Genomic DNA, 19515 nt, shown 5'->3' with positions numbered 1-19515 from the left:
CCGCAGCGCGGAAGTGCCTGCTGCAGCCGAAAACGGATCGCTTTCAGCAGCACTCAGGCTGCCAGGGCGCCTTGCTGGTGGATGGATGAAGCGTCATCCACCCTACGGGTAGAACCCGACGACCCCGTAGGAGCAGCTTCAGCCGCGAAACGACAGCACCGCCGGGGTGCCTGCTGCAACCGGGAGCGGATGGTTTCAGCTGTACTCAGGCTGTCAGGGAGCCCCGCTGGTGGATGGATGAAGCGTCATCCACCCTACGGGTAGAACCCGACGACCCTGTGGGAGCGGCTTCAGCCGCGAAACGGCAGCACCGCCGAAGTGCCTGCTACAGCCGGGAGCGGATGGTTTTCAGCTGTACTCAGGCTGTCAGGGAGCCCCGCTGGTGGATGGATGAAGCGTCATCCACCCTACGGGTAGAACCCGACGAATCCGTGGGAGCAGCTTCAGCCGCGAAACGAACGCACCGCCGGAGTGCCTGCTACAGCCTGGAACGGATCGCTTTCAGCAGCGCTCAGGCCGCCAGGCCGCCCTGCTGGTGGATGAATGAAGCGTCATCCACCCTACGGGTAGAACCCGACGACCCTGTGGGAGCGGCTTCAGCCGCGAAACGGCTGCACCGCTCAGGCGCCGCGCGGTACCAGTGTCACCCAGTAGTCGCTGCGCCGTACCACTTGCAGCGGGAAGCTGTGTTGCAGGGCGGCCAGCGCGCGGTCGCTGTCGAGCAGCGGGAAGCTGCCGGAAACCTTCAGCCCGGCCAGCGCCGGATCGACCCGCAGGATGCCGTGGCGGTAGCGCGCCAGCTCCGCGACCACCTCGCCCAGTGGCTGGTCGATGGCCAGCAGGCTGCCCTCGGCCCAGGCCGTGCTGCGCGCATCCAGCGGCTGCGGTGCGCCGATCCGCTCGCGCTGCAGCAGCAGTTGCTGGCCGGCCTGCAGGCGTTGCCAGCGTGCGGGCTGCGCCGCGCAACTGACCTCGACGGAGCCTTCGAGCAGGGCGATGCGGCTGCCATGCGGGTCGCAGCGCAGGTTGAGGCGACCGCCGCCGGCGCGGATCAGCCCGTCACGGGTCAGCACGTGCAGCGCCTGCGGCCCATCGGCAATGTCCAGCTGCGCCTCGCCGTCGAGCAGCTGCAGCTGGCGCCGGGTGCCGTCGAACTGGGCGGCGCCGGCACTGCCGAGCAGCAGGCGACTGCCGTCGGCCAGTTGCCAGTGGCGTTGCTCGCCGACCCCGCTGCGGTAGTCGGCGGTCCAGTAACGGCGACTGTCACTGCGCCAGGCGAACCAGCCCAGTGGCAGCGCGGCGCCGGCCAGCAACAGGCTGCCAAGCACGCGCCGACGGCTGTAGGCGGCGCCTCGCAGGGTCGGCGCGGCGATCTGCGCCGGCAGCAGGCCGAGCTGATCGCGCAGGCGTTCGATCTGCTGCCAGGCCTGACGATGCACGGGGTCGGCGTCGTACCAATGCTGCCAGGCCTGCTGCTCGGCCGCGCCACTGCTGCCGGAGTTGAGGCTGGCATACCAGCTACTGGCGGCCTTGAGCGCGGCGCGCTCGCCGGGGGTGGGCGTGCTCATGCCTGCCAGCCGGCCTGCAGCAGGCAACAGTGCTCCACCGCACGGGCCATGTAGGTGTTCACGCTGCGCAGGGAAATGCCCAGGTGCGCGGCGATCTGGGCGTAGGTGAGGCCATCGAGCTGGGACAGGATGAACACCTCGCGCACCTTGGTGCCCAGCCCCTCGAGCAGGCGGTCGACCTCCATCAGCGCCTCCAGCAGCAGCGCCTGCTGCTCCGCACCAGGCTGTTCGGCCGCAGGCTGACTGGCCAGCACGTCCAGGTAGGCTTGCTCCAGCGAACGCCGGCGCAGGAAGTCGACCATCAGCCCCCGCGCCACCGTGGCCAGGTAGTGGCGTGGCTCGCGGATGCTCGCCGCATTGCCGGCACGCAGCAGGCGCACGAAAGTGTCCTGCGCCAGGTCGGCGGCATCGCAGCGGTTGCCCAGGCGCCGGCGCAGCCAGCCCTGCAGCCAGGTGTGGTGATCGTGATAGAGACTGTGCAGGGCCTGGGCGTCGACGGACATGAAAGCGAATACGGATCAAATGACAATGAATCGCATTGTCATCCATCCCGACACGCTTGCCAAGCGTCGGCAGACCGCGCCCGCGACGCCCAGGCGCGGCTGCCGACACGGAGCGGCGCTTAGAACGCCACTTCGTAGCCCAGGGTGAAGGTCCGTCCGCGACCCTGATAGTCGTACAGGTAGGCCGGGCCGTAGGTCGGCGAGTAGAACAGCGTGGCGCGTTGCCCCCAGACGGTGCTGTAGCGCTCGTCCAGCAGGTTCTGGATACCGGCGCTGAAGGTGCCGTAGTCGGTCTGGCGCTGCGCGGTCAGGTCGAAGGTGGTGTAGCCGTCGATCTCGTGGCCGGCGTCGTCGTCCAGGTCGACGGCATGGTTGGCCTGCAGCCGTGCACTGCTGTTGCCGTCGCTCCAGCCGACGAAGGCGGTGTACTTGGACAGCGAAGCGTAGCGGGCATCGCGCTTGATCCAGCCACCGTCGGCGTCCTCTTCCTCGGAACGCACCAGGTGCAGGGTCGCACCGGCCTGCCAGCCGCTGTCGAAGTAGTGGCTGAGGGCCCCCTCGAAACCGAAATCGCGGCTCTTCTGATCTTCCACGTCGATGGTCAGGGTGCTGCTGTCGTAGCTGATCACCTGGTCCGACCAGATGTAGTAGAGCGCCGCCTGCGCCTGCCAGCGGCTATCGGCAAAGCGCCAGCCCAGTTCGGTCTGGCGGCTCTTGATGCCGGCCAGCGGGTTGTCTTCCACCGACAGACCGGGCTTGCCGTAGTACTTGGCCGGGTCGGCCAGGTCGAAGCCTTCGCTGTAGTTGCTCCACAGCTGGTGGCCGTTGGCGAAGTCGTAGATGACACCCAGGTTGTACAGGTTGACGTCATAGTCGTTGCGGCCGCCGGCCACGCCCTTGAAGTCGCCGACCTCGACATCCATGCGCTGGTGGCGCGCACCACCGGAGAGGGTCAGCCGCTCGGTGAGCTTCCAGTCCAGCTGGGCATAGGCCGACAGGCTGTCCACCACGTAGCTGGGGTAACGCGGCGCGCTGCTGGCGGTGTCGAGCACCAGGCCCCCGCTGGCAGAGGAGGTCTGCTGGTCGAAGACCTTCTGCTCGGCATTGAAGCGCTCATGGTCGAAGTCCAGCCCGTAGGTCAGGGTGAAGCGCTGCCACTGCTTGCTGAACAGCCCCTTGAGCCCGCTCACCTCGAAGTTCTGCTGCGAACCAGCGAAATACACGCCGCTGCTGCCGCGCGGGCTGCCGGAGTTGTAGTAGGGGAAGGGGTAGAAGTTGTTGTCTTCCCGGCGGTAATAACCCTGCAGGTAGAAATCCTGGCCCAACAGGTCGCTGTGGTGGTAGCTGGCGTTGAGCAGGGCGCGACGGGTGCGCGGCTGCAGGTCGGTATCCAGCCCGCTGCGAATCTCGGCGTCGTTGAGGTCGGACGGCGCCCGGTAGTTCAGGTTGGGGAAATAGATACCGGTGCTGCCATCGTTGCCGGAGTCGTAGTACTGCGCCAGCAGGTCGAGGCTCTGCTCGTCGCTGAAACGCGCGCTGAGGTTGCCCAGCACGTCGATGGCGCGGTTGTACTGCAGGTCGGTCTGCGTGTTGTCGATGAAGATCTGCTCGCCGTCGCCGTCGTAGAAGGCTTCGTTCTTCTCCACCGAAACGCCGATGCGCCCGCTCAGCCGCTCGTTGCCGCCACTCACCGACTGCGCCAGGCGCATGGCCAGGTCATCGCTGTTGTTGAAGCCGCTGCTGACGCTGGCGCGCGTCTGGTAACGGGCCTCGCCCGGCTCACCCTTGCGCGTGATGATGTTGATGATGCCGCCGGTGGCCCCGCCGCCGTACAGCGCGTTGGCGCCCGAGAGCACCTCGACCCGCTCGATGTTGAACGGCGAGATGCTGTCGAACTGGCGCGACAGCCCGCGCGAGCTGTTCTGGCTGACCCCGTCGATCATCACCAGCACGCTGCGCCCGCGCATGTTCTGGCCATAGTTGGTACGCCCTTCCGGCGCCAGGTCGAGGCCGGGCACCAGCTTGCCGAGCGCCTCCTTGAGGCTGACGCCGACGTCGAGCTGCTCGCGCAGCTGGGTCTGGTCCACCACCCAGACGGTACCGGGAATGGCGCTGATCTCGGTCGGGGTACGCGCGGCCACGCTGATCTGCATGGACTCCAGCTTGAGCCGCCCGGACGCGTCAGGGCCGCGGCGCTGCAGCAGCACGGTGCGCGCATCGGTGAAGGTCCAGCTCAGGTCGGTGCCGGCGAGCAGACGCTGCAACGCCTCCTCCACGGTGAAATGGCCGTCCAGTCCGGCGCTGCGCAGCCCCTGCAGGTCATCGGAGTTGAACATCAGGTGCAGGTCGGCCTGGTCGGCGAACTGGGTCATCGCACTGTCCAGGCTGAGCGGGGCGATATGCAGTTCGACGCTGATCGGTTCGGCGGCCAGAGCCAGCGGGGTGGCGCCGCCGAGCAGCGAGGCGAGCAGCAGGGCACGGTGCAGCGGAGAAACATGACAGCGCATTACAGAGGTTTCCATGTCGTGTGGCAGGTGGCGCTACTTAGGAATAAGTCGCGTTCATACCCACGACGAAACAGCCGCCAGGATCTTGCAGCCGCGTGCAGAAAAAATTCTGCCCGTCAGCCGCGTGGCGCCGGTCGTACCAGGATCAACCAGGGCAGCCGGGTGATCTGCACCGGCTGCAGACGCTCCAGCGTGGTCAGCAGCGCCTGCGGATCGTCGAGGTCGAAGACGCCGCTGATCTTGCGCCGGCGCAGTGCCTCGTCGCGCAGCAGGATGCGCTCGGGCAGGTAGCGTTCCAGCTCCGCGAGCACCTCGCCCAGCGGACGCTGGTTGAAGATCAGCTTGCCGCGCTGCCAGGCACTGGCGCTGCTCGGGTCCAGCGCCTGCACCGCACCCGGCGCCACGCCGGGCCGATAGCTCACGCGCTGCCCCACGCCGAGGCGCAGCGGTACGGCGCCACCGCTGTCCACCTGCACCACGCCCTCGCTGACCGTCACCTGCGCCTGCGCGCCATGCAGGTCCACGTCGAAGCGCGTCCCCAGCGCCTGCACCTGGCCGTCCCCGGCGCTCACCACGAAAGGCCGCTGGCGATCCTTGGCCACCTCGAACAACGCCTCGCCGTGGTACAGGCGCACATCGCGCCGCGTGGCGCTGAAATCCACCGACAGGGCGCTGCCGCTGTTGAGCCACACCCGGCTGCCGTCATCCAGCTGCACCAGGCGTCGTTCGCCGACGGCGGTACTGTGGTCGGCATACAGCCCGACCAGGGTGCGCGGCGCCGCCAGCAGGCCGAGCAGCAGTGCCAGGCACAGCACTGCGGCCATGGCCGGCAGGCGCCAGCTGCGCTGCGCGGTCCGGCGATGGCGGGCCGCCGCCTGGGTGTGCCCCAGCGCCTGCCACAGCACCTCGGCTTCGCGGGCCGCATGTTCGTGCGCCGCGCTCTGCCTGCGCCAGCGCTGGAACTCCGCACGCTCCCTGGCCCCCGCAGTGCCACTGTGCAGGCGCAGCAGATGATCGACGGCCTGATCGTCCAGGCTGAGAGGCTCGACCTCGCTCATCGCTCACCTCCCTGCTGGCTGCGCCACTGGCGGCAATGACGCATGGCCTGGGCCAGGTACTTGCCGACCATGCTCTCGGACACCCCCAGGCGCCGTGCGATCTGCGCGTGGGTCAGGCCGTCGAGGCGATTGAGCAGCAAGGCCTCGCGCGCCTTGGCCGGCAACTGTGCGAGCGCCGCATCGAGCTGCACCAGGCTTTCCCGCGCCAGCAGGTGTTTTTCCGGTGCCGCCAGCGGATCGCTGAGCTCGTCGAGCACGTCCTCCTCCACGTGCAGCTCGGCCAGACGGTTGTCACGCCGCAGATTGTCGATGGCCAGGTTGCCGGCGACGCGGAACAGATAGGCGCGCGGATTCTCCACGCGCTGCTCGTCCGGATGATCGGCCAGGCGCAGCCAGGTGTCCTGCGCGACGTCCGCCGCGCGCTGGGAGTCGCCCAGGCGCCGGGACAGGAAGCGCAGCAGATCCCCGTAGTGGGTCTGGAAGCTGTGCAGCAGGGAGGAGGGAGCGCGGCGCCGCATGAGGATCGCAAGGTTCTCGAAGGCCCGGCGCAGGCCGGACCGCTGAAAGGGACCGCCAGCATACACGCAATCGAGAATAGTTATCACCAGCATGAAGCCGATCGCCCGCACGTCACCGGGATCATGCCGCGCGCTGCAGTTCATGGCGCAGCCAAGCGGCCAGGCGTTCGCTGCGCGGGTCGTCCCGCCGCGCCCAGAGCGCCAGACGAGCCGGCGTGTCGATGAAGCCCCAGGGCGCACTCAGGCGCCCGGCGGCCAGGTCGTCGGCTACCAGCAGTTGTGGCGCGATGGCCACGCCGAGCCCGGCGGCAGCGGCCTCCAGCAGGTAGTAGAGATGCTCGAAGCCCTGCCCCAGCTTAAGCCCCGCCGGCGCCAGGCCCTGGGCCGCCGCCCACTGCGGCCAGGCCTGCGGCCGCGATGCGGTATGCAGCAGCGGCTCCCCCAGGAGCACCCCCGCTGCCTGCCCGGCCAGTTCGGCATGACGGGCATGACGCGAGCTGAGCACCGGGCCGATGCGCTCGGTCGCCAGCTCGTACACCTGCATGTCGCCAGGCCAGGGCGGCTCGGCGAACAGCAGGGTGGCGTCGATACCGGGGCGCCGTGGGTCCAGCTCGCCTTCGCTGGCCGACAGTTGCAGGTTGAGCTCAGGCAGCTCGCGCTGCAGGCGATCCAGCCGAGGAATGAACCAGCGCGCCAGCAGACTGCCCGGGCAGCCGAGCACGAACGGGCGCTCCTCGGCCTCGCGCCGCAGCTCGGCGCAGGTGCTGCGCAGGCGCTCGAAGGCTTCGCCTGCGGCATCGCGCAGGCGGAGGCCGGCATCGGTGAGTTTTACGCCACGCCCGTCCTTGGCCAGCAGGCTCAGGTCGAGCTGCTCTTCCAGTTGCCGGATCTGTCGGCTGATCGCCCCGTGCGTCACGTTCAGCTCGCTTGCCGCCTGCTTCAGGCTGCCCAGGCGGGCCACGGCTTCGAACGCACGCAGCGCATTGAGGGGAGGCAGGCTGCTCTTCATAGGTGAGTTTTCCTGACGTATTGCGGCGATCTTATCGCTTTTTTTCCCCGCTGCATGCAGTTAGGGTGGACACATCGCGTAGGAGCCGCCTCCTACATGGAGAATCCCAGGAGAGCTTGCCATGACTTCACTGCGTAACGGCCCGGACAATCGCGGCCTGTTCGGTCGCTTCGGCGGCCAGTTCGTCGCCGAAACCCTGATGCCGCTGATCAACTCGCTGGCCGCCGAATACCAGAAGGCCAAGGATGATCCGGCGTTCCTCGACGAGCTGGCCTACTTTCAGCGCGACTACATCGGCCGCGCCAGCCCGCTGTATTTCGCCGAGCGCCTGACCGAGCACTTCGGCGGGGCGAAGATCTTCCTCAAGCGTGAAGACCTCAACCACACCGGCGCGCACAAGATCAACAACTGCATCGGCCAGATCCTCCTGGCCAAGCGCATGGGCAAGCGGCGCATCATCGCCGAGACCGGCGCCGGCATGCACGGCGTGGCCACCGCCACCGTGGCCGCGCGCTTCGGCATGCAGTGCGTGGTGTACATGGGCACCACCGACATCGACCGTCAGCAGGCCAACGTCTTCCGCATGAAGCTGCTCGGCGCCGAGGTGATCCCGGTCACCGCCGGCACCGGCACCCTGAAAGACGCGATGAACGAAGCGCTGCGCGACTGGGTGACCAACGTCCACAACACCTTCTACCTGATCGGCACCGCCGCCGGCCCGCACCCGTATCCGGAAATGGTCCGCGACTTCCAGTCGGTGATCGGCAACGAAGTGCGCGAGCAGTTGCAAGAGAAGGAAGGGCGCCTGCCCGATTCGCTGGTCGCCTGCATCGGCGGTGGCTCCAACGCCATTGGCCTGTTCCACCCCTTCCTCGATGATGCCGGCGTGCAGATCGTCGGCGTCGAAGCGGCCGGCCACGGCATCGACAGCGGCAAGCACGCGGCGAGCATGGCCGGCGGCGCGCCGGGCGTGCTGCACGGCAACCGCACCTTCCTGCTGCAGGACGAGGACGGCCAGATCACCGACGCCCACTCGATTTCCGCCGGCCTCGACTACCCCGGCGTCGGCCCCGAACACGCCTGGTTGCATGAGATCAAGCGCGTCGAGTACGTGCCGATCAGCGATGACGAGGCCCTGGAGGCCTTCCACCACTGCTGCCGCCTGGAAGGCATCATCCCGGCGCTGGAGTCGTCCCACGCGCTGGCCGAAGCCTTCAAGCGCGCACCCAAGCTGCCCAGGGACCACCTGATGGTGATCAACCTGTCCGGTCGTGGCGACAAGGACATGCAAACCGTGATGCACCACATGGGCGAACAGGAGAAACACGCATGAGCCGCCTGCACAACCGCTTCGCCGAACTGAAAGCGGAGAACCGCGCCGCGCTGGTCACCTTCATCACCGCCGGCGACCCCGACTACGCCACCTCGCTGGAGATCCTCAAGGGCCTGCCCGATGCCGGTGCCGACGTGATCGAGCTGGGCATGCCGTTCACCGACCCGATGGCCGACGGCCCGGCCATCCAGCTGGCCAACATCCGTGCGCTGGACGGCAAGCAGAACATGGTGAAAACCCTGCAGATGGTCCGCGAGTTCCGCGCCGGCAACCAGGACACGCCACTGGTGCTGATGGGCTACTACAACCCGATCTTCTGCTACGGCGTCGAGCGCTTCATCGCGGATGCCAAGGCCGCTGGCGTCGACGGTCTGATCGTGGTCGACCTGCCGCCGGAGCACAACGACGAGCTCTGCGAACCGGCCCAGGCCGCCGGCATCGACTTCATCCGCCTGACCACGCCGACCACCGATGACGAGCGCCTGCCGACCGTCCTCAACGGCAGCTCCGGGTTCGTCTACTACGTGTCGGTGGCCGGCGTCACCGGCGCCGGTGCGGCGACCATGGATCATGTCGAGGAAGCCGTGGCGCGCCTGCGCCGCCACACCGACCTGCCCGTGTGCATCGGCTTCGGCATCCGCACCCCCGAGCACGCCGCCGAAGTGGCCAAGCGCGCCGAAGGTGCGGTGGTCGGCTCGGCACTGATCGACAAGATCGCCCAGGCGACCTCGCCGAGCGAAGCGGTCAACGGCGTACTGAGCCTGTGCCGCGAACTGGCCGAAGGCGTGCGCAACGCACGCCGCTGAGCCCATCTCCGGCAAGTGAAGAAGCCGCTGGCGGAGCGATCCGTCGGCGGCTTTTTTCTCTGGCACGGGCGCCCGAGTGGAGAACAGCGGTCGCTACGAACTGACCGACAGGATTCGCCAGGCTGGAGCCAGCCTGAGCGCTCATGCCGGCCAAGCCGTCGCCATGGCTTCCTGGACCACAGGTAAAAGCTCATCGGTCGCCGCGACCAACTCGGCCAGCAGCGGCTCATCCATGTCCATGTACCCTTCGTACTCCGCCAGATTGCGCCGATCATGGCACAGCGCAAACAGGCGCACCTGTGCCTTGCTGACCGCCAGCGTGTGCGTCAGGCACTGGAACACCAGGTATCGACGGTCGGAGCGATAGCCACGCAGACGCAGCGCGGTCAACGCCAGTGCGTGCGCAGCGTTATAGGCGAGGTCGAAGCGGCTGGCGAATGACAGCTTGGGTGCATGGGCATCCTGCAGGCGATCAATGGCCGAGCGTAGCAGTCCTTCGCATTCCCTGCGGTCTGGCGGTTCGGCCTTGAGGCCACCCGTGCGCAGCAGGTTTTCAAGATTGTCGTTACTGACCATGTTCGGTTCCCTCCGGATCGTGGCCGATCAACTCGATCTTTTCCTGCTGCGCCACGCGCAGCACGAAGCTGTTGCCAGCGGCTTTCCTGGCCCGCCACTCGTCCGGAGTGTACAGCGTCGGATTGATGGTACGCCGCAGTTGCGCCTCGACCGGCAGCAGGTGTTCCATCACCTCGGCATAGCGCAGGCTGTCGCCGATCAGCATCAGGTCGATATCGCTATCGGCATGTTCGCGGCCTTTGGCCAGCGAACCATAGACGAAAGCCCACGTCAGGTGCGCGGAGAGCGGCGCGAGCGCCTCGCGCAGCGGCGCACCGATGCCAAAGGTCTTGCGCACGATACCCTGCAACTCGGCATAGATCGGACAATCCGGGTTGGCCTGGTAATGGGTCTGATTGCCTTGGCGGGTCAGGGTCAGGATGCCCACCTGCTGCAACCGCTCCAGTTCACGCATCAGACTGCCTTTGCCAACCTGCGCATGACGAGCAATCTCGTTGGCATAGAAGCTCTGCTCCGGCTTGCCGTACAGCAGCCCCAGCACCTTGCGCTGGGTGCCGGTGAACAGCGCCTCGCTTAATGAAAGAGTTGGCATAGAAGCCCCGTTGAGTCCCAATAGTGGAACGATAAGTCCTAAACAGGGACTCTTCAATGCTCTTTCAGCAAGATTGCAGGCAGCGCTGCCGGCACCACCCTCGCTGATCACTGCCCCGTGCTAACGCCTGCACATGGGCGGACGCCCCTACTCGCCCGCCCCGGCACGCTTGAGCAGTTGCTTGCAGCGCTCGGACAGGTGCACCACGCGCAGGTGCTTGCCGGCGCGCTCGTAGCGTTCGCGCAGGGTTTTCAGCGCGGCGATGGCGGAGTAGTCGACGAAGCTCAGGTGGCGGCAGTCCAGCGTCACCTGCTGCGGATCGTCGGCCGGCTCGAACTGATTGAGGAAGGTGGTGCAGGAAGCGAAGAACAGCGTGCCATGGGCACGGTACAGCTTGCTGCCGTCGGCCTGCAGGTCGCTGTCGGCATACAGCTCACGGGCATGCTGCCAGGCGAAATTGAGCGCGGCGATGACGATGCCGCAGAGCACCGCGGTGGCCAGGTCGGTGACCACGGTGATGGCGGTCACCGCGACGATCACCAGCACGTCGTTGGCCGGCACCTTGCCGGCGACCCGCAGCGAGCCCCAGGCGAAGGTCTGCTGCGCCACCACGAACATCACGCCCACCAGCGCGGCCAGCGGGATGCGCTCGATCAGCGGCGAGAGGAACAGCACGAAGAGCAGGATCATCACCCCGGCGACCACGCCGGACAGCCGGCCACGGCCGCCGGAGCTGAGGTTGATCATGGTCTGGCCGATCATCGCACAGCCGCCCATGCCGCCGAACGCGCCGGAGACCATGTTGGCCGCACCGAGCGCCACGCACTCGCGGTTGGTGTTGCCGCGGCTCTGGGTGATCTCGTCGGTGAGGTTGAGGGTCAGCAGGGTTTCCAGCAGGCCGACCAGCGCCATCAGCACCGCGTAGGGGGCAATGATGCGCAGGGTCTCCAGGTTCCACGGAATGTCCGGCAGGGCGAATTGCGGCAGGCCGCCGGCGATATGCGCCATGTCGCCAAGGGTGCGGGTGGGCAGGTCGAGCAGGTACACCAGCAGGCCGACGCCGAGGATCGCCACCAGCGCCGGCGGCACCGCGCGGGTCAGCTTCGGCAGCAGGTAGACCACGGCCATGGTCAGCGCCACCAGGCCCAGCATCCAGGACAGCGCGGCCCCTTGCAGCCAGCCGCCTTCGGCATGGAAGTGCTCCAGCTGCGACATCGCGATGACGATGGCCAGGCCGTTGACGAAGCCGAGCATCACCGGGTGCGGCACCATGCGCACCAGCTTGCCCAGGCGCAGCAGGCCGAACAGGATCATCAGCACGCCGCCGAGCAGCACGGTGGCCAGCAGGTACTGCGCACCGTGTTGCACCACCAGGGCGACGATCACCACGGCCATCGAGCCGGCCGCACCGGAAACCATGCCGGGACGGCCCCCGAACAGGGCGGTGAGGGTGCAGATGATGAAGGCGCCGTACAGCCCCATCAGCGGGTTGAGCTGGGCGACCAGGGCGAAGGCGATGCACTCCGGCACCAGGGCGAAGGAGGAGGTCAGGCCGGCCAGCAGGTCGGCGCGTATGCGTGCGGGTTTCATGACGTCTCGGCTAGCCGGCTGGACCGGGCGATGGCGGATGAAGAAAAAAGGGGGGCGCATGGTAGCGCCCATGCGCCTGGGCAACCAGTGAAGCGGGCAAAACACTGACTGATGGCAACGGGCCAAGCTCGCCAGCAGAGGGCGGTGGCGGCATTCCGATCTGCGTGCAATGCGGCTTGGGCTGGATGGCGCGCGCGGGTAACCTGAGCGGAAACCGACGAGGATCCCGCTGATGAGCAAGAACCTGCTGATTACCGGTGCCAGCCGTGGCATCGGCCGCGCCACTGCCCTGCTGGCCGCCGCGCAGGGCTGGACGGTCGGCGTCAACTATCGCGAGGATCGCGCGGCCGCCGACGCGGTGGTGGCGCAGATCCAGGCGGCCGGCGGCCAGGCCGTCGCGCTGCAGGGCGACGTGGCCATCGAAGCCGACGTGCAGCGGCTGTTCGAAGCCATGGACACACTCGGACCGCTGCAGGGTCTGGTGGTCAATGCCGGCATCGTCGCACCGCCCCTGCCGCTGCTGGACATGAGCGGCGAGCGCCTGCGGCGCATGTTCGAGGTCAACGTGCTGGGCAGCTATCTCACCGCCCGCGAAGGCGCCCGACGCATGGCCCGCAGCCGTGGCGGCGCGGGCGGCTCGATGGTGCTGGTGTCTTCGGTAGCAGCCAGCCTCGGCTCACCCTTCGAGTACGTCGACTATGCCGGGGCCAAGGGCGCCATGGACGTCCTGACCCGTGGCCTGGCCAAGGAGCTGGGCGGCGAGGGCGTGCGGGTCAACGCCGTGCGTCCGGGGCTGATCGATACCGACATCCACGCCAGCGGCGGCCAGCCGGATCGTGCCGAGCGCCTGGGCAAGGGCACCCCGCTGGGACGCGCCGGACGTGCCGAGGAAGTCGCCGAGGCGATCGTCTGGCTGCTCGACGACAAGGCCAGCTACACCACCGGCGCACTGCTGGATATCGCCGGCGGGCGCTAGTCCCAGGGCAGCAAGGGCGCGCCATATCATCGAAATACGCAAATGATAATCAATGTTATCATCTGCGTTTTCGCCGCCCGGGTGACGCCCATGGTCCAGCCCCTGCACGCCCCATGCCTCTACTCGCTGGATGACCTGCGCCAGCTGGGCCGCCGTCATCATGTGCACTACAGCCTGATTGGCCCACAGCATGAAGACAACCCGTGCGTGATGCGGGGCTACATCAACGAGCAGCAAACCCGTCTGGGCATGACCCTGGTCAGCTCCGAGGTGCACACCTTGCACGGCTACCAGGCGCAGTCCTTCACCGCCCCCAGTCTCACCATGATCGTCCTGCTGGAAGGACAGGCCCAGCTCGACGGCACCACCTCCACCACCCTCACGCCGGGTCAGGGCGTCACCCTGCTCAGCCAGGACGGGCCCGGCCAGAGTGCCCGGCATCACGCTCATCACCACCTGCGTGGCCTCAACCTGTCCATCGCTGACATCGATGACCTGGCGGATGAGCAACTGGCCGATCTGTTGCGTGCCAGCCTCCGACAGCGCCGCGTGTACACGCAACGCTGGAGCGTTCCGGCAGACCTGCAGCCTGCCCTGCAGGCCCTGGCCGGCGAACGCTCGCACGGTTGCCTGCAGCGCCTGCTGCACGAAGGCCTGGCACTGCAGCTGCTGGCACATGGCCTGAACGCCATCGACGCCGACGAGCGCCACGCGCCCTCGCTCAACCCACGTGACCGCAGCCTGCTGGAGCGGGTACGCGACTACCTGCATCAGGAACCTGGAGCCGAGCACAGCCTGCATCAGCTGGCACAGCTGGCGTGCATGAGCCCCAGCTCACTGCGCCAGAAGTTCCAGCAGGCCTATGGTGTCAGCGTCATGGCCTACCTGCGCCAGCGCCGCATGGAGCTGGCCAGGCAGTACCTCGGACAGGGCTGGCGCGTTCAGGATGTCGCCCACTACGTCGGCTACCGCCATGCCAGCAACTTCGCCACCGCATACCGGCAGCACTTCGGCGTAGCGCCCCGCGAATCCATCTAGCCTGGCCCGACAGCATCCTCGCAGCGTCGTTCCAGGCCTGGCATCCGGCAAAGGAACACTGGCATCGAGCAAAGGTATCGCCCGGACAAATGTGAATAATTCTCATCGACAAATTTTCCCGATGAGACGCCTGCAATGTCGAAATGCTCGATCCTCCCGCTCGCCCCGACCCTGCGCCGCGCATTGCTCGCCAGCGCCCTGCTGCCCCTGACGGCAGGCGCAGCCGCGCAAGAGGACGTTGAAGACACAGACGCACACGAAAGCAGCCTGACGCTGCCGGCGATGAACGTGCAGGGCACGCAGCTGCCGCAGTCCGAAACCGAGGGCACCGGCAGCTACACCACCGGCAGCATGTCCACCGCCGTGGGCCTGCCGCTGTCGATCCGCGAGACACCGCAATCGGTGAGCGTCGTCACCCGCCAGCAGATCGAAGATCGCGGCCTGCGCGACACCGCCGCGATACTCGCCAGCGCCCCCGGTATCTCGATGAGCCGCAGTGACAGCAATCGCGTGTCGTTCTCCGCTCGCGGCTTCGACATCGACAACTTCCAGTTCGATGGCCTGGCTTCGCCGATCAACAACTTCTGGAACTTCGGCGCCACCGATGTCGACTCGGCGATCTACGATCGCGTCGAGATCGTGCGGGGCTCCACAGGGTTGCTGACCGGCGCCGGCAACCCTTCGGCTGCGGTCAACTTCATCCGCAAGCGCCCGCTGCCAGAGTTCGCCATCGGCGGCTCGCTCGGCAGCGGACGCTGGGACCAGCGCCGTGGCGATATCGATGTCTCCACCCCGCTGACGGCCGACGGCCGGATCGCAGCCCGCGTGGTGGCGGCCTACTCCGAGCGCGATACCTTCATCGACTATCAGCACTACGACAGTGAAACCCTGTACGGCGTGATCAGCGCGGAGCTGACCCCACGCACGCAACTCACGCTGAGCCTCGAACACCAGAAGAACGATACCGACGGCATGGGCGCGGGCGTGCCGATGTTCTACGCCGACGGGTCGCGCACCCACTATGGACGCTCCACGGCCAACAACACCCGGTGGTCGTACTTCGGCACCGAGTCGAACACCGCCTTCATCGATCTCGAACACCAGTTGGAAAACGACTGGACGCTACGCGCGGCCTACAGCCGCACCGAGGCCGACTACGCGATGCGCTATGTGTTTCGCGGCGGCTATCCAGAGCGCAACGACGCAGGCATGAGCGCCAGCTTCCTCAAGTATGACGGCGAGCGCACCCGTGACGACTGGCACCTGACCGGCAGCGGGCCGTTCGAGCTGCTGGGCCGCACGCATGACGCCGCGTTCGGCTGGATGAGCATCGCCGACGACCTGCAGATGGACCAGTACCTGCCGCTGCCCGGCACCGCGCCGATTGCCGACTCGCAACTGGACTGGAGCAACGGCGCGATTGCCGAGCCCATCTGGTCGGGCACGCGCGCCAACGGCGACCGCACCGATATCCGCCAGACCGGCGGCTATGCGGTGACGCGCCTGTCGCTGGCCGATCCGCTGCATCTGATCCTGGGGGTCCGCGTCAGCACCTGGGAGATCGAACAGAACTACTTCGGCACCCAGCGCACCTATCGCTACAGCGACGAGGTCACGCCCTACGCCGGCCTGGTCTATGACCTCGACCGGACCTACAGCCTGTACACGAGCTACACCAGCATCTTCAAGAACCAGACGCAGCGCGCGCCGGATGGCAGCTTCCTCGATCCGGTCAGCGGCGACAGCTACGAACTCGGCATCAAGGCGGGCTACCTGGACGGCCAGCTGAACGCCGCCCTGTCGGTCTATCGCACCAGGCAGGAGGGCCTGGCCGAGGCCATTCCCGATACCTTCCTGAGCGCCGACCCCAGCCAGCAGGCCTACAAGGCCGGCGAGGGGGCCGTGGTCGACGGCTTCGACCTGGAACTGAGCGGCGCGCTGAGCGAGGCGTGGAACCTGTCCACCAGCTACACCCACTTCATCGCCCGCAATGCCGAGGGCAAGGCGATCAATACCACCCACCCACGCACGCAGTTCAAGCTGTTCACCACCTACCGGCTGGACGGTGTACTGCGGGACCTGACCCTGGGCGGCGGCACGACCTGGCGCAGCGACATCTCACGCGCCAACACCGGCAGCCCCAACGGCCCGGTGGACGTCAGCGCGGACAGCTATGCCCTGGTCGACCTGATGGCCAGGTACCAGATCAGCGAACACATCGCGGCGACCGCCAACCTCAACAACGTCTTCGACAAGCGATACCTCGAGCAGGTCGGCTTCTACAGCCAGCTCTGGTATGGCGAGCCGCGCAACCTGCAATTGACCCTGAGCGCGAGATTCTGAGCGTCGGCCGCCATCCAGCCCCGGTTGGCAGCTTCTCGCATGAGCCCCGCGCTGACGTCACTCGCGCGGACCGGCAAGCTCAATCCCAGCGCGGCGCGAAGCCCGGGTTGGCCACCCGCTCAGCGCGCTCCAGGGTGGCGATGGCGGCCATGTCGGCGTCACTCAGACGCAGGTCGGCGGCGGCCAGGTTGGCGGCCAGGTTCTCGCGTTTGGTCGACGACGGAATCACCGCATAGCCCTGCTGCAGCGACCAGGCCAGGGCCACCTGCGCCGGGCTGGCGCCATGCGCGGCAGCGATGCGCTGGATCTCCGGCTCGACCAGCACCTTGCCGTAGGCCAGCGGCATGTAGGCCGTCAGGTGAATACCCTGCTGGCGGGCGAAATCGACCAGCTTGCGGTTCTGCAGCAGCGGATGGATTTCCACCTGGTTGGTCGCGATCTCCTCGACACCCACCGCAGCGATGGCCTCGCGCAGATGGGCGATGGTGAAGTTGGAGACACCGATGGCCGATGTCAGCCCCTGGCGCTTGGCTTCCAGCAGTTCCTCCAGGTACTGCGCCACGGGAATCTCGTCGTTCGGCGATGGCCAGTGGATCAGCGTCAGGTCGACGCGCTGCAGAGCCAGGCGTTGCAGGCTCTCCTGCAGGCTGGCGAGCACCCGGCCACGGCCGAGGTTCTCGGTCCAGACCTTGGTGGTGACGAACAGCTCGTCGCGGGCCACGCCACTCTCGGCGATGGCCTGACCGACCGCCGCTTCGTTGCCGTAGGCTTGCGCGGTGTCGACATGCCGGTAGCCCAGTTCGAGGCCGCTGCGCACAGCGTCGATGGCGACCTGGTCCTTGAGACGGAATGTGCCAAGGCCGACAGGGGGAAGAAATGTCATGACGGGTCTCCTCATGGGTTGCGCAGCGCTTACCGAGCGCGGAGTGGCTCAGGGAATGAAAGGTTCGGCCCGCTCACCGCGGGAAAAGTTGCACGGCCGCAGCCAGGAGGCACATGGCGCCGGCCAGACAGGGCGAGCAGGCTTGCTGGAGACGCAGTATCCGGGCCAGACTCATGCGGAAAAAGCCGACAACCTGGCAAACACCTTTGACTGAAGTTCAACAATGAAGACCAGCCTGGAAGAAATGCTCGCCTTCGTCAGCGTGGTCGACAGCGGCTCGATCAGCGCCGCCGCCGAACAGCTGGAGCAGACCGCCTCCGGCGTCAGCCGCGCCCTTAGCCGCCTGGAAGAAAAGCTCGCGGTGACCCTGCTGCGCCGTACCACGAGACGCCTGGAGCTGACCGAGGAGGGCGAGCTGTTTCTCGCCCAGGCCCGGCGCATCCTCGCCAGCGTGGAGGAGGCCGAGGAGCAGATGGCCCTGCGTCGCCAGGCACCCGCCGGGCGCCTGCGCATCAACACTGCCTCGCCCTTCATGCTGCACGTGATCGTTCCGCTGATCGGCGAGTTTCGCGCACGTTACCCGCAGATCGAGCTGGAGCTGAACAGCGACGACCGCATCATCGACCTGCTCGAGCGGCGTACCGACCTGGCCATCCGCATCGGTCACCTGCCGGACTCCAGCCTGCATGCCCGACCGCTGTATCACAGCCGCCGGCGCGTGCTGGCCAGCCCGGAGTACCTGCGCAGGCATGGCCACCCGGCGCGCAGCGAAGACCTGCAGGGGCACTGCCTGATCGGCTTCACCGAACCCGACAGCCTGAATGAATGGCCACTGCGCCATGCCCTCGGCGAGCGCTGGCGGATCACCCCGAGCCTGCGCGCCTCCAGCGGCGACACCATGCTCGAACTGGCCCTGGCCGGCGAAGGGCTGGTGTGCCTGTCGGACTTCATGACAGACGCGGCCCGCGCCCGTGGCGCGCTGGTGGAGGTGCTGGCCGAACAACGCGTGGAGGTGCGCCAGCCGATCAATGCGGTGTACTACCGCAACACCGCGCTGGCCTCACGCATCACCTGCTTTCTGGACTTTCTCAGCGAACACCTGGGCGACCCGGGCCAGGGCGGTATGAGCGGCGAACCGCGAAACTAGCCGCTGCAGCCCCGGCAACGCACCGGAGGCACGATGAAAAAGGGCGACTCAGCGAGTCGCCCCCTTGTCCCGCCAAACGCTCACTGCGCCGCCTGCAGGCTCCACTCGGCGAGCTTCTGCTGCTTGTAGCTGAGCGCCGCTGCCGGCACCGGCGTGACCTTGCCGGTCTCCATCCAGCGCTTGAGGCGGTTGGCGTCGGCCATGTGGGTGTATTTGCCGAACGCGCCGAGCACGACGAACGCCACCGAACGATTGGCCATGGTGGTAGCCATCACCAGGCACCGACCGGCGGCATTGGTGAAGCCGGTCTTGCTCAGGTTGATGTTCCAGTCGGCCTTGCGCACCAGGGCATTGGTGTTGCGAAAGCCCAGGGTGTAGTTGGGCTTGCGAAAGGCCACGGTGGCTTCCGAGTCCGTGGTGAACTGATGGATCAGCGGATACTGGGCCGCGGCCTTGACCATCAATGCCAGGTCGCGGGCGGTGGACACGTTCTCCTCGGAGAGACCGGTGGGCTCGACGAAGTGGCTGCGGTTCATGCCCAGGGCCTTCGCCTTGGCGTTCATCGCCCTGATGAAGGCGACCTGGCCACCCGGATAGTGATGGGCGAGGCTGGCCGCCGCGCGATTCTCCGAGGACATCAGCGCCAGGTGCAGCATGTCGCGACGGCTGAGCTCGCTGCCCACGCGCACGCGCGAGAACACGCCCTGCATTTCCTTGGTGTCGCGGATGTTGACCGGCAGCACCTCGTCCAGCGGCAGCTTGGCGTCGAGGGTGACCATGGCGGTCATCAGCTTGGTCACCGAGGCGATCGGCAGACGCAGGTCGGGGTTGCTGGAATAGAGTTCCTTTCCGGTCTTCAGATCCACTAACAGCGCGCTACCGGCGGCCAGCTCCTGCTGGGGCTGAATAGGCGCAGCCTGAAGGTTCGAAACTGCAAGGCTGCCGCACAGCAGCAAGCCTAAAATCGAATGACGGAATTTCACGGTTCACTTCACCGGTTGTATGAGGAAGCCGACGAGATGGCGGCAACAACCAGTATAGGGATTGTGCCCGCGCTCTTGCAGTATG

17 protein-coding genes are annotated in these 19515 nt (G+C 67.0%); 6 read left to right on the top strand and 11 right to left on the bottom strand.

The genetic code is table 11. From position 1 onward, the window contains the following. Window positions 1–620 precede the first annotated feature (620 nt). The 6 genes from EPK82_RS11635 to EPK82_RS11610 form a co-directional block, all read right to left on the bottom strand. The gene (locus EPK82_RS11635) at window positions 621–1568 is read right to left on the bottom strand and encodes a DUF4880 domain-containing protein (RefSeq protein ID WP_037052191.1); all 948 of its coding nucleotides are present in this window, start codon (window positions 1566–1568) and stop codon (window positions 621–623) included. Then, on the bottom strand, window positions 1565–2071 hold the full coding sequence (locus EPK82_RS11630; RefSeq protein ID WP_134676660.1) for a sigma-70 family RNA polymerase sigma factor: 507 nt from the start codon (window positions 2069–2071) through the stop codon (window positions 1565–1567). The genes EPK82_RS11635 and EPK82_RS11630 overlap by 4 nt, the downstream gene beginning before the upstream one ends. Before the next feature lie 119 nt (window positions 2072–2190). Then, a complete protein-coding gene (locus EPK82_RS11625; protein WP_134676659.1) occupies window positions 2191–4578 on the bottom strand; it encodes a TonB-dependent receptor in 2388 nt (795 codons plus the stop codon). 116 nt (window positions 4579–4694) lie between these two features. Continuing rightward, window positions 4695–5636, bottom strand: a complete 942-nt coding sequence (locus EPK82_RS11620) for a FecR family protein (RefSeq protein ID WP_134676658.1) — start codon at window positions 5634–5636, stop codon at window positions 4695–4697. Beyond that, window positions 5633–6298, bottom strand: coding sequence for an RNA polymerase sigma factor (locus EPK82_RS11615; RefSeq protein WP_244229922.1), 666 nt, complete (start codon window positions 6296–6298; stop codon window positions 5633–5635). Before EPK82_RS11615 ends, EPK82_RS11620 begins: the two co-directional genes overlap by 4 nt. Continuing rightward, the gene (locus tag EPK82_RS11610) at window positions 6276–7163 is read right to left on the bottom strand and encodes a LysR family transcriptional regulator (protein WP_134676657.1); all 888 of its coding nucleotides are present in this window, start codon (window positions 7161–7163) and stop codon (window positions 6276–6278) included. Before EPK82_RS11610 ends, EPK82_RS11615 begins: the two co-directional genes overlap by 23 nt. 121 nt (window positions 7164–7284) lie before the next feature. Here EPK82_RS11610 and trpB point away from each other — a divergent pair, with 121 nt between their 5' ends. Together trpB and trpA are read left to right on the top strand one after the other, a co-directional pair. Beyond that, window positions 7285–8496: a tryptophan synthase subunit beta gene (gene trpB, locus EPK82_RS11605; RefSeq protein ID WP_134676656.1), complete on the top strand. Its 1212-nt coding sequence runs from the start codon at window positions 7285–7287 to the stop codon at window positions 8494–8496. After that, complete coding sequence (gene trpA / locus EPK82_RS11600; protein ID WP_134676655.1) at window positions 8493–9302, top strand: tryptophan synthase subunit alpha; 810 nt, start codon at window positions 8493–8495, stop codon at window positions 9300–9302. The genes trpB and trpA overlap by 4 nt, the downstream gene beginning before the upstream one ends. Before the next feature lie 141 nt (window positions 9303–9443). Here trpA and EPK82_RS11595 read toward each other — a convergent pair whose 3' ends face one another. The 3 genes from EPK82_RS11595 to EPK82_RS11585 all read right to left on the bottom strand — a co-directional run bounded on the left by EPK82_RS11595 (window position 9444) and on the right by EPK82_RS11585 (window position 12060). Continuing rightward, complete coding sequence (locus EPK82_RS11595; RefSeq protein ID WP_047588709.1) at window positions 9444–9878, bottom strand: hypothetical protein; 435 nt, start codon at window positions 9876–9878, stop codon at window positions 9444–9446. Next, entirely contained in the window at window positions 9868–10470 is a 603-nt protein-coding gene (locus tag EPK82_RS11590; protein ID WP_134676687.1) for a nucleotidyltransferase domain-containing protein, read from the bottom strand. The genes EPK82_RS11595 and EPK82_RS11590 overlap by 11 nt, the downstream gene beginning before the upstream one ends. Window positions 10471–10617: 147 nt before the next feature. Next, a complete protein-coding gene (locus tag EPK82_RS11585; protein WP_037052208.1) occupies window positions 10618–12060 on the bottom strand; it encodes a SulP family inorganic anion transporter in 1443 nt (480 codons plus the stop codon). Between the two features lie 232 nt (window positions 12061–12292). Here EPK82_RS11585 and EPK82_RS11580 point away from each other — a divergent pair, with 232 nt between their 5' ends. From EPK82_RS11580 to fauA, 3 genes are all read left to right on the top strand, one after another. Continuing rightward, window positions 12293–13036 (top strand): SDR family oxidoreductase, encoded by a 744-nt coding sequence (locus EPK82_RS11580; protein WP_134676654.1) that lies wholly within the window; start codon window positions 12293–12295, stop codon window positions 13034–13036. Between the two features lie 42 nt (window positions 13037–13078). Next, on the top strand, window positions 13079–14074 hold the full coding sequence (locus EPK82_RS11575; protein ID WP_051800583.1) for a helix-turn-helix transcriptional regulator: 996 nt from the start codon (window positions 13079–13081) through the stop codon (window positions 14072–14074). A gap of 135 nt (window positions 14075–14209) precedes the next feature. Next, entirely contained in the window at window positions 14210–16417 is a 2208-nt protein-coding gene (fauA, locus tag EPK82_RS11570; protein WP_134676653.1) for a TonB-dependent alcaligin siderophore receptor FauA, read from the top strand. A gap of 79 nt (window positions 16418–16496) precedes the next feature. On the opposite strand, the gene dkgB is transcribed toward fauA, so the two are convergent. After that, window positions 16497–17300, bottom strand: a complete 804-nt coding sequence (dkgB, locus tag EPK82_RS11565) for a 2,5-didehydrogluconate reductase DkgB (RefSeq protein WP_134676652.1) — start codon at window positions 17298–17300, stop codon at window positions 16497–16499. Between the two features lie 223 nt (window positions 17301–17523). Between dkgB and EPK82_RS11560 the strand changes: the two genes are divergently transcribed. Beyond that, window positions 17524–18447, top strand: a complete 924-nt coding sequence (locus EPK82_RS11560) for a LysR substrate-binding domain-containing protein (RefSeq protein WP_134676651.1) — start codon at window positions 17524–17526, stop codon at window positions 18445–18447. A gap of 80 nt (window positions 18448–18527) precedes the next feature. On the opposite strand, the gene pbpG is transcribed toward EPK82_RS11560, so the two are convergent. Then, complete coding sequence (pbpG, locus tag EPK82_RS11555; RefSeq protein ID WP_134676650.1) at window positions 18528–19430, bottom strand: D-alanyl-D-alanine endopeptidase; 903 nt, start codon at window positions 19428–19430, stop codon at window positions 18528–18530. Between the last annotated feature and the right edge of the window lie 85 nt (window positions 19431–19515).

The organism is Ectopseudomonas khazarica (genome assembly GCF_004521985.1).
Taxonomy (GTDB): Bacteria; Pseudomonadota; Gammaproteobacteria; order Pseudomonadales; family Pseudomonadaceae; genus Aquipseudomonas; species Aquipseudomonas khazarica.
Note: the sequence above shows the minus strand (reverse complement) of the source record. Positions and strands in the feature narration are given on the sequence as shown.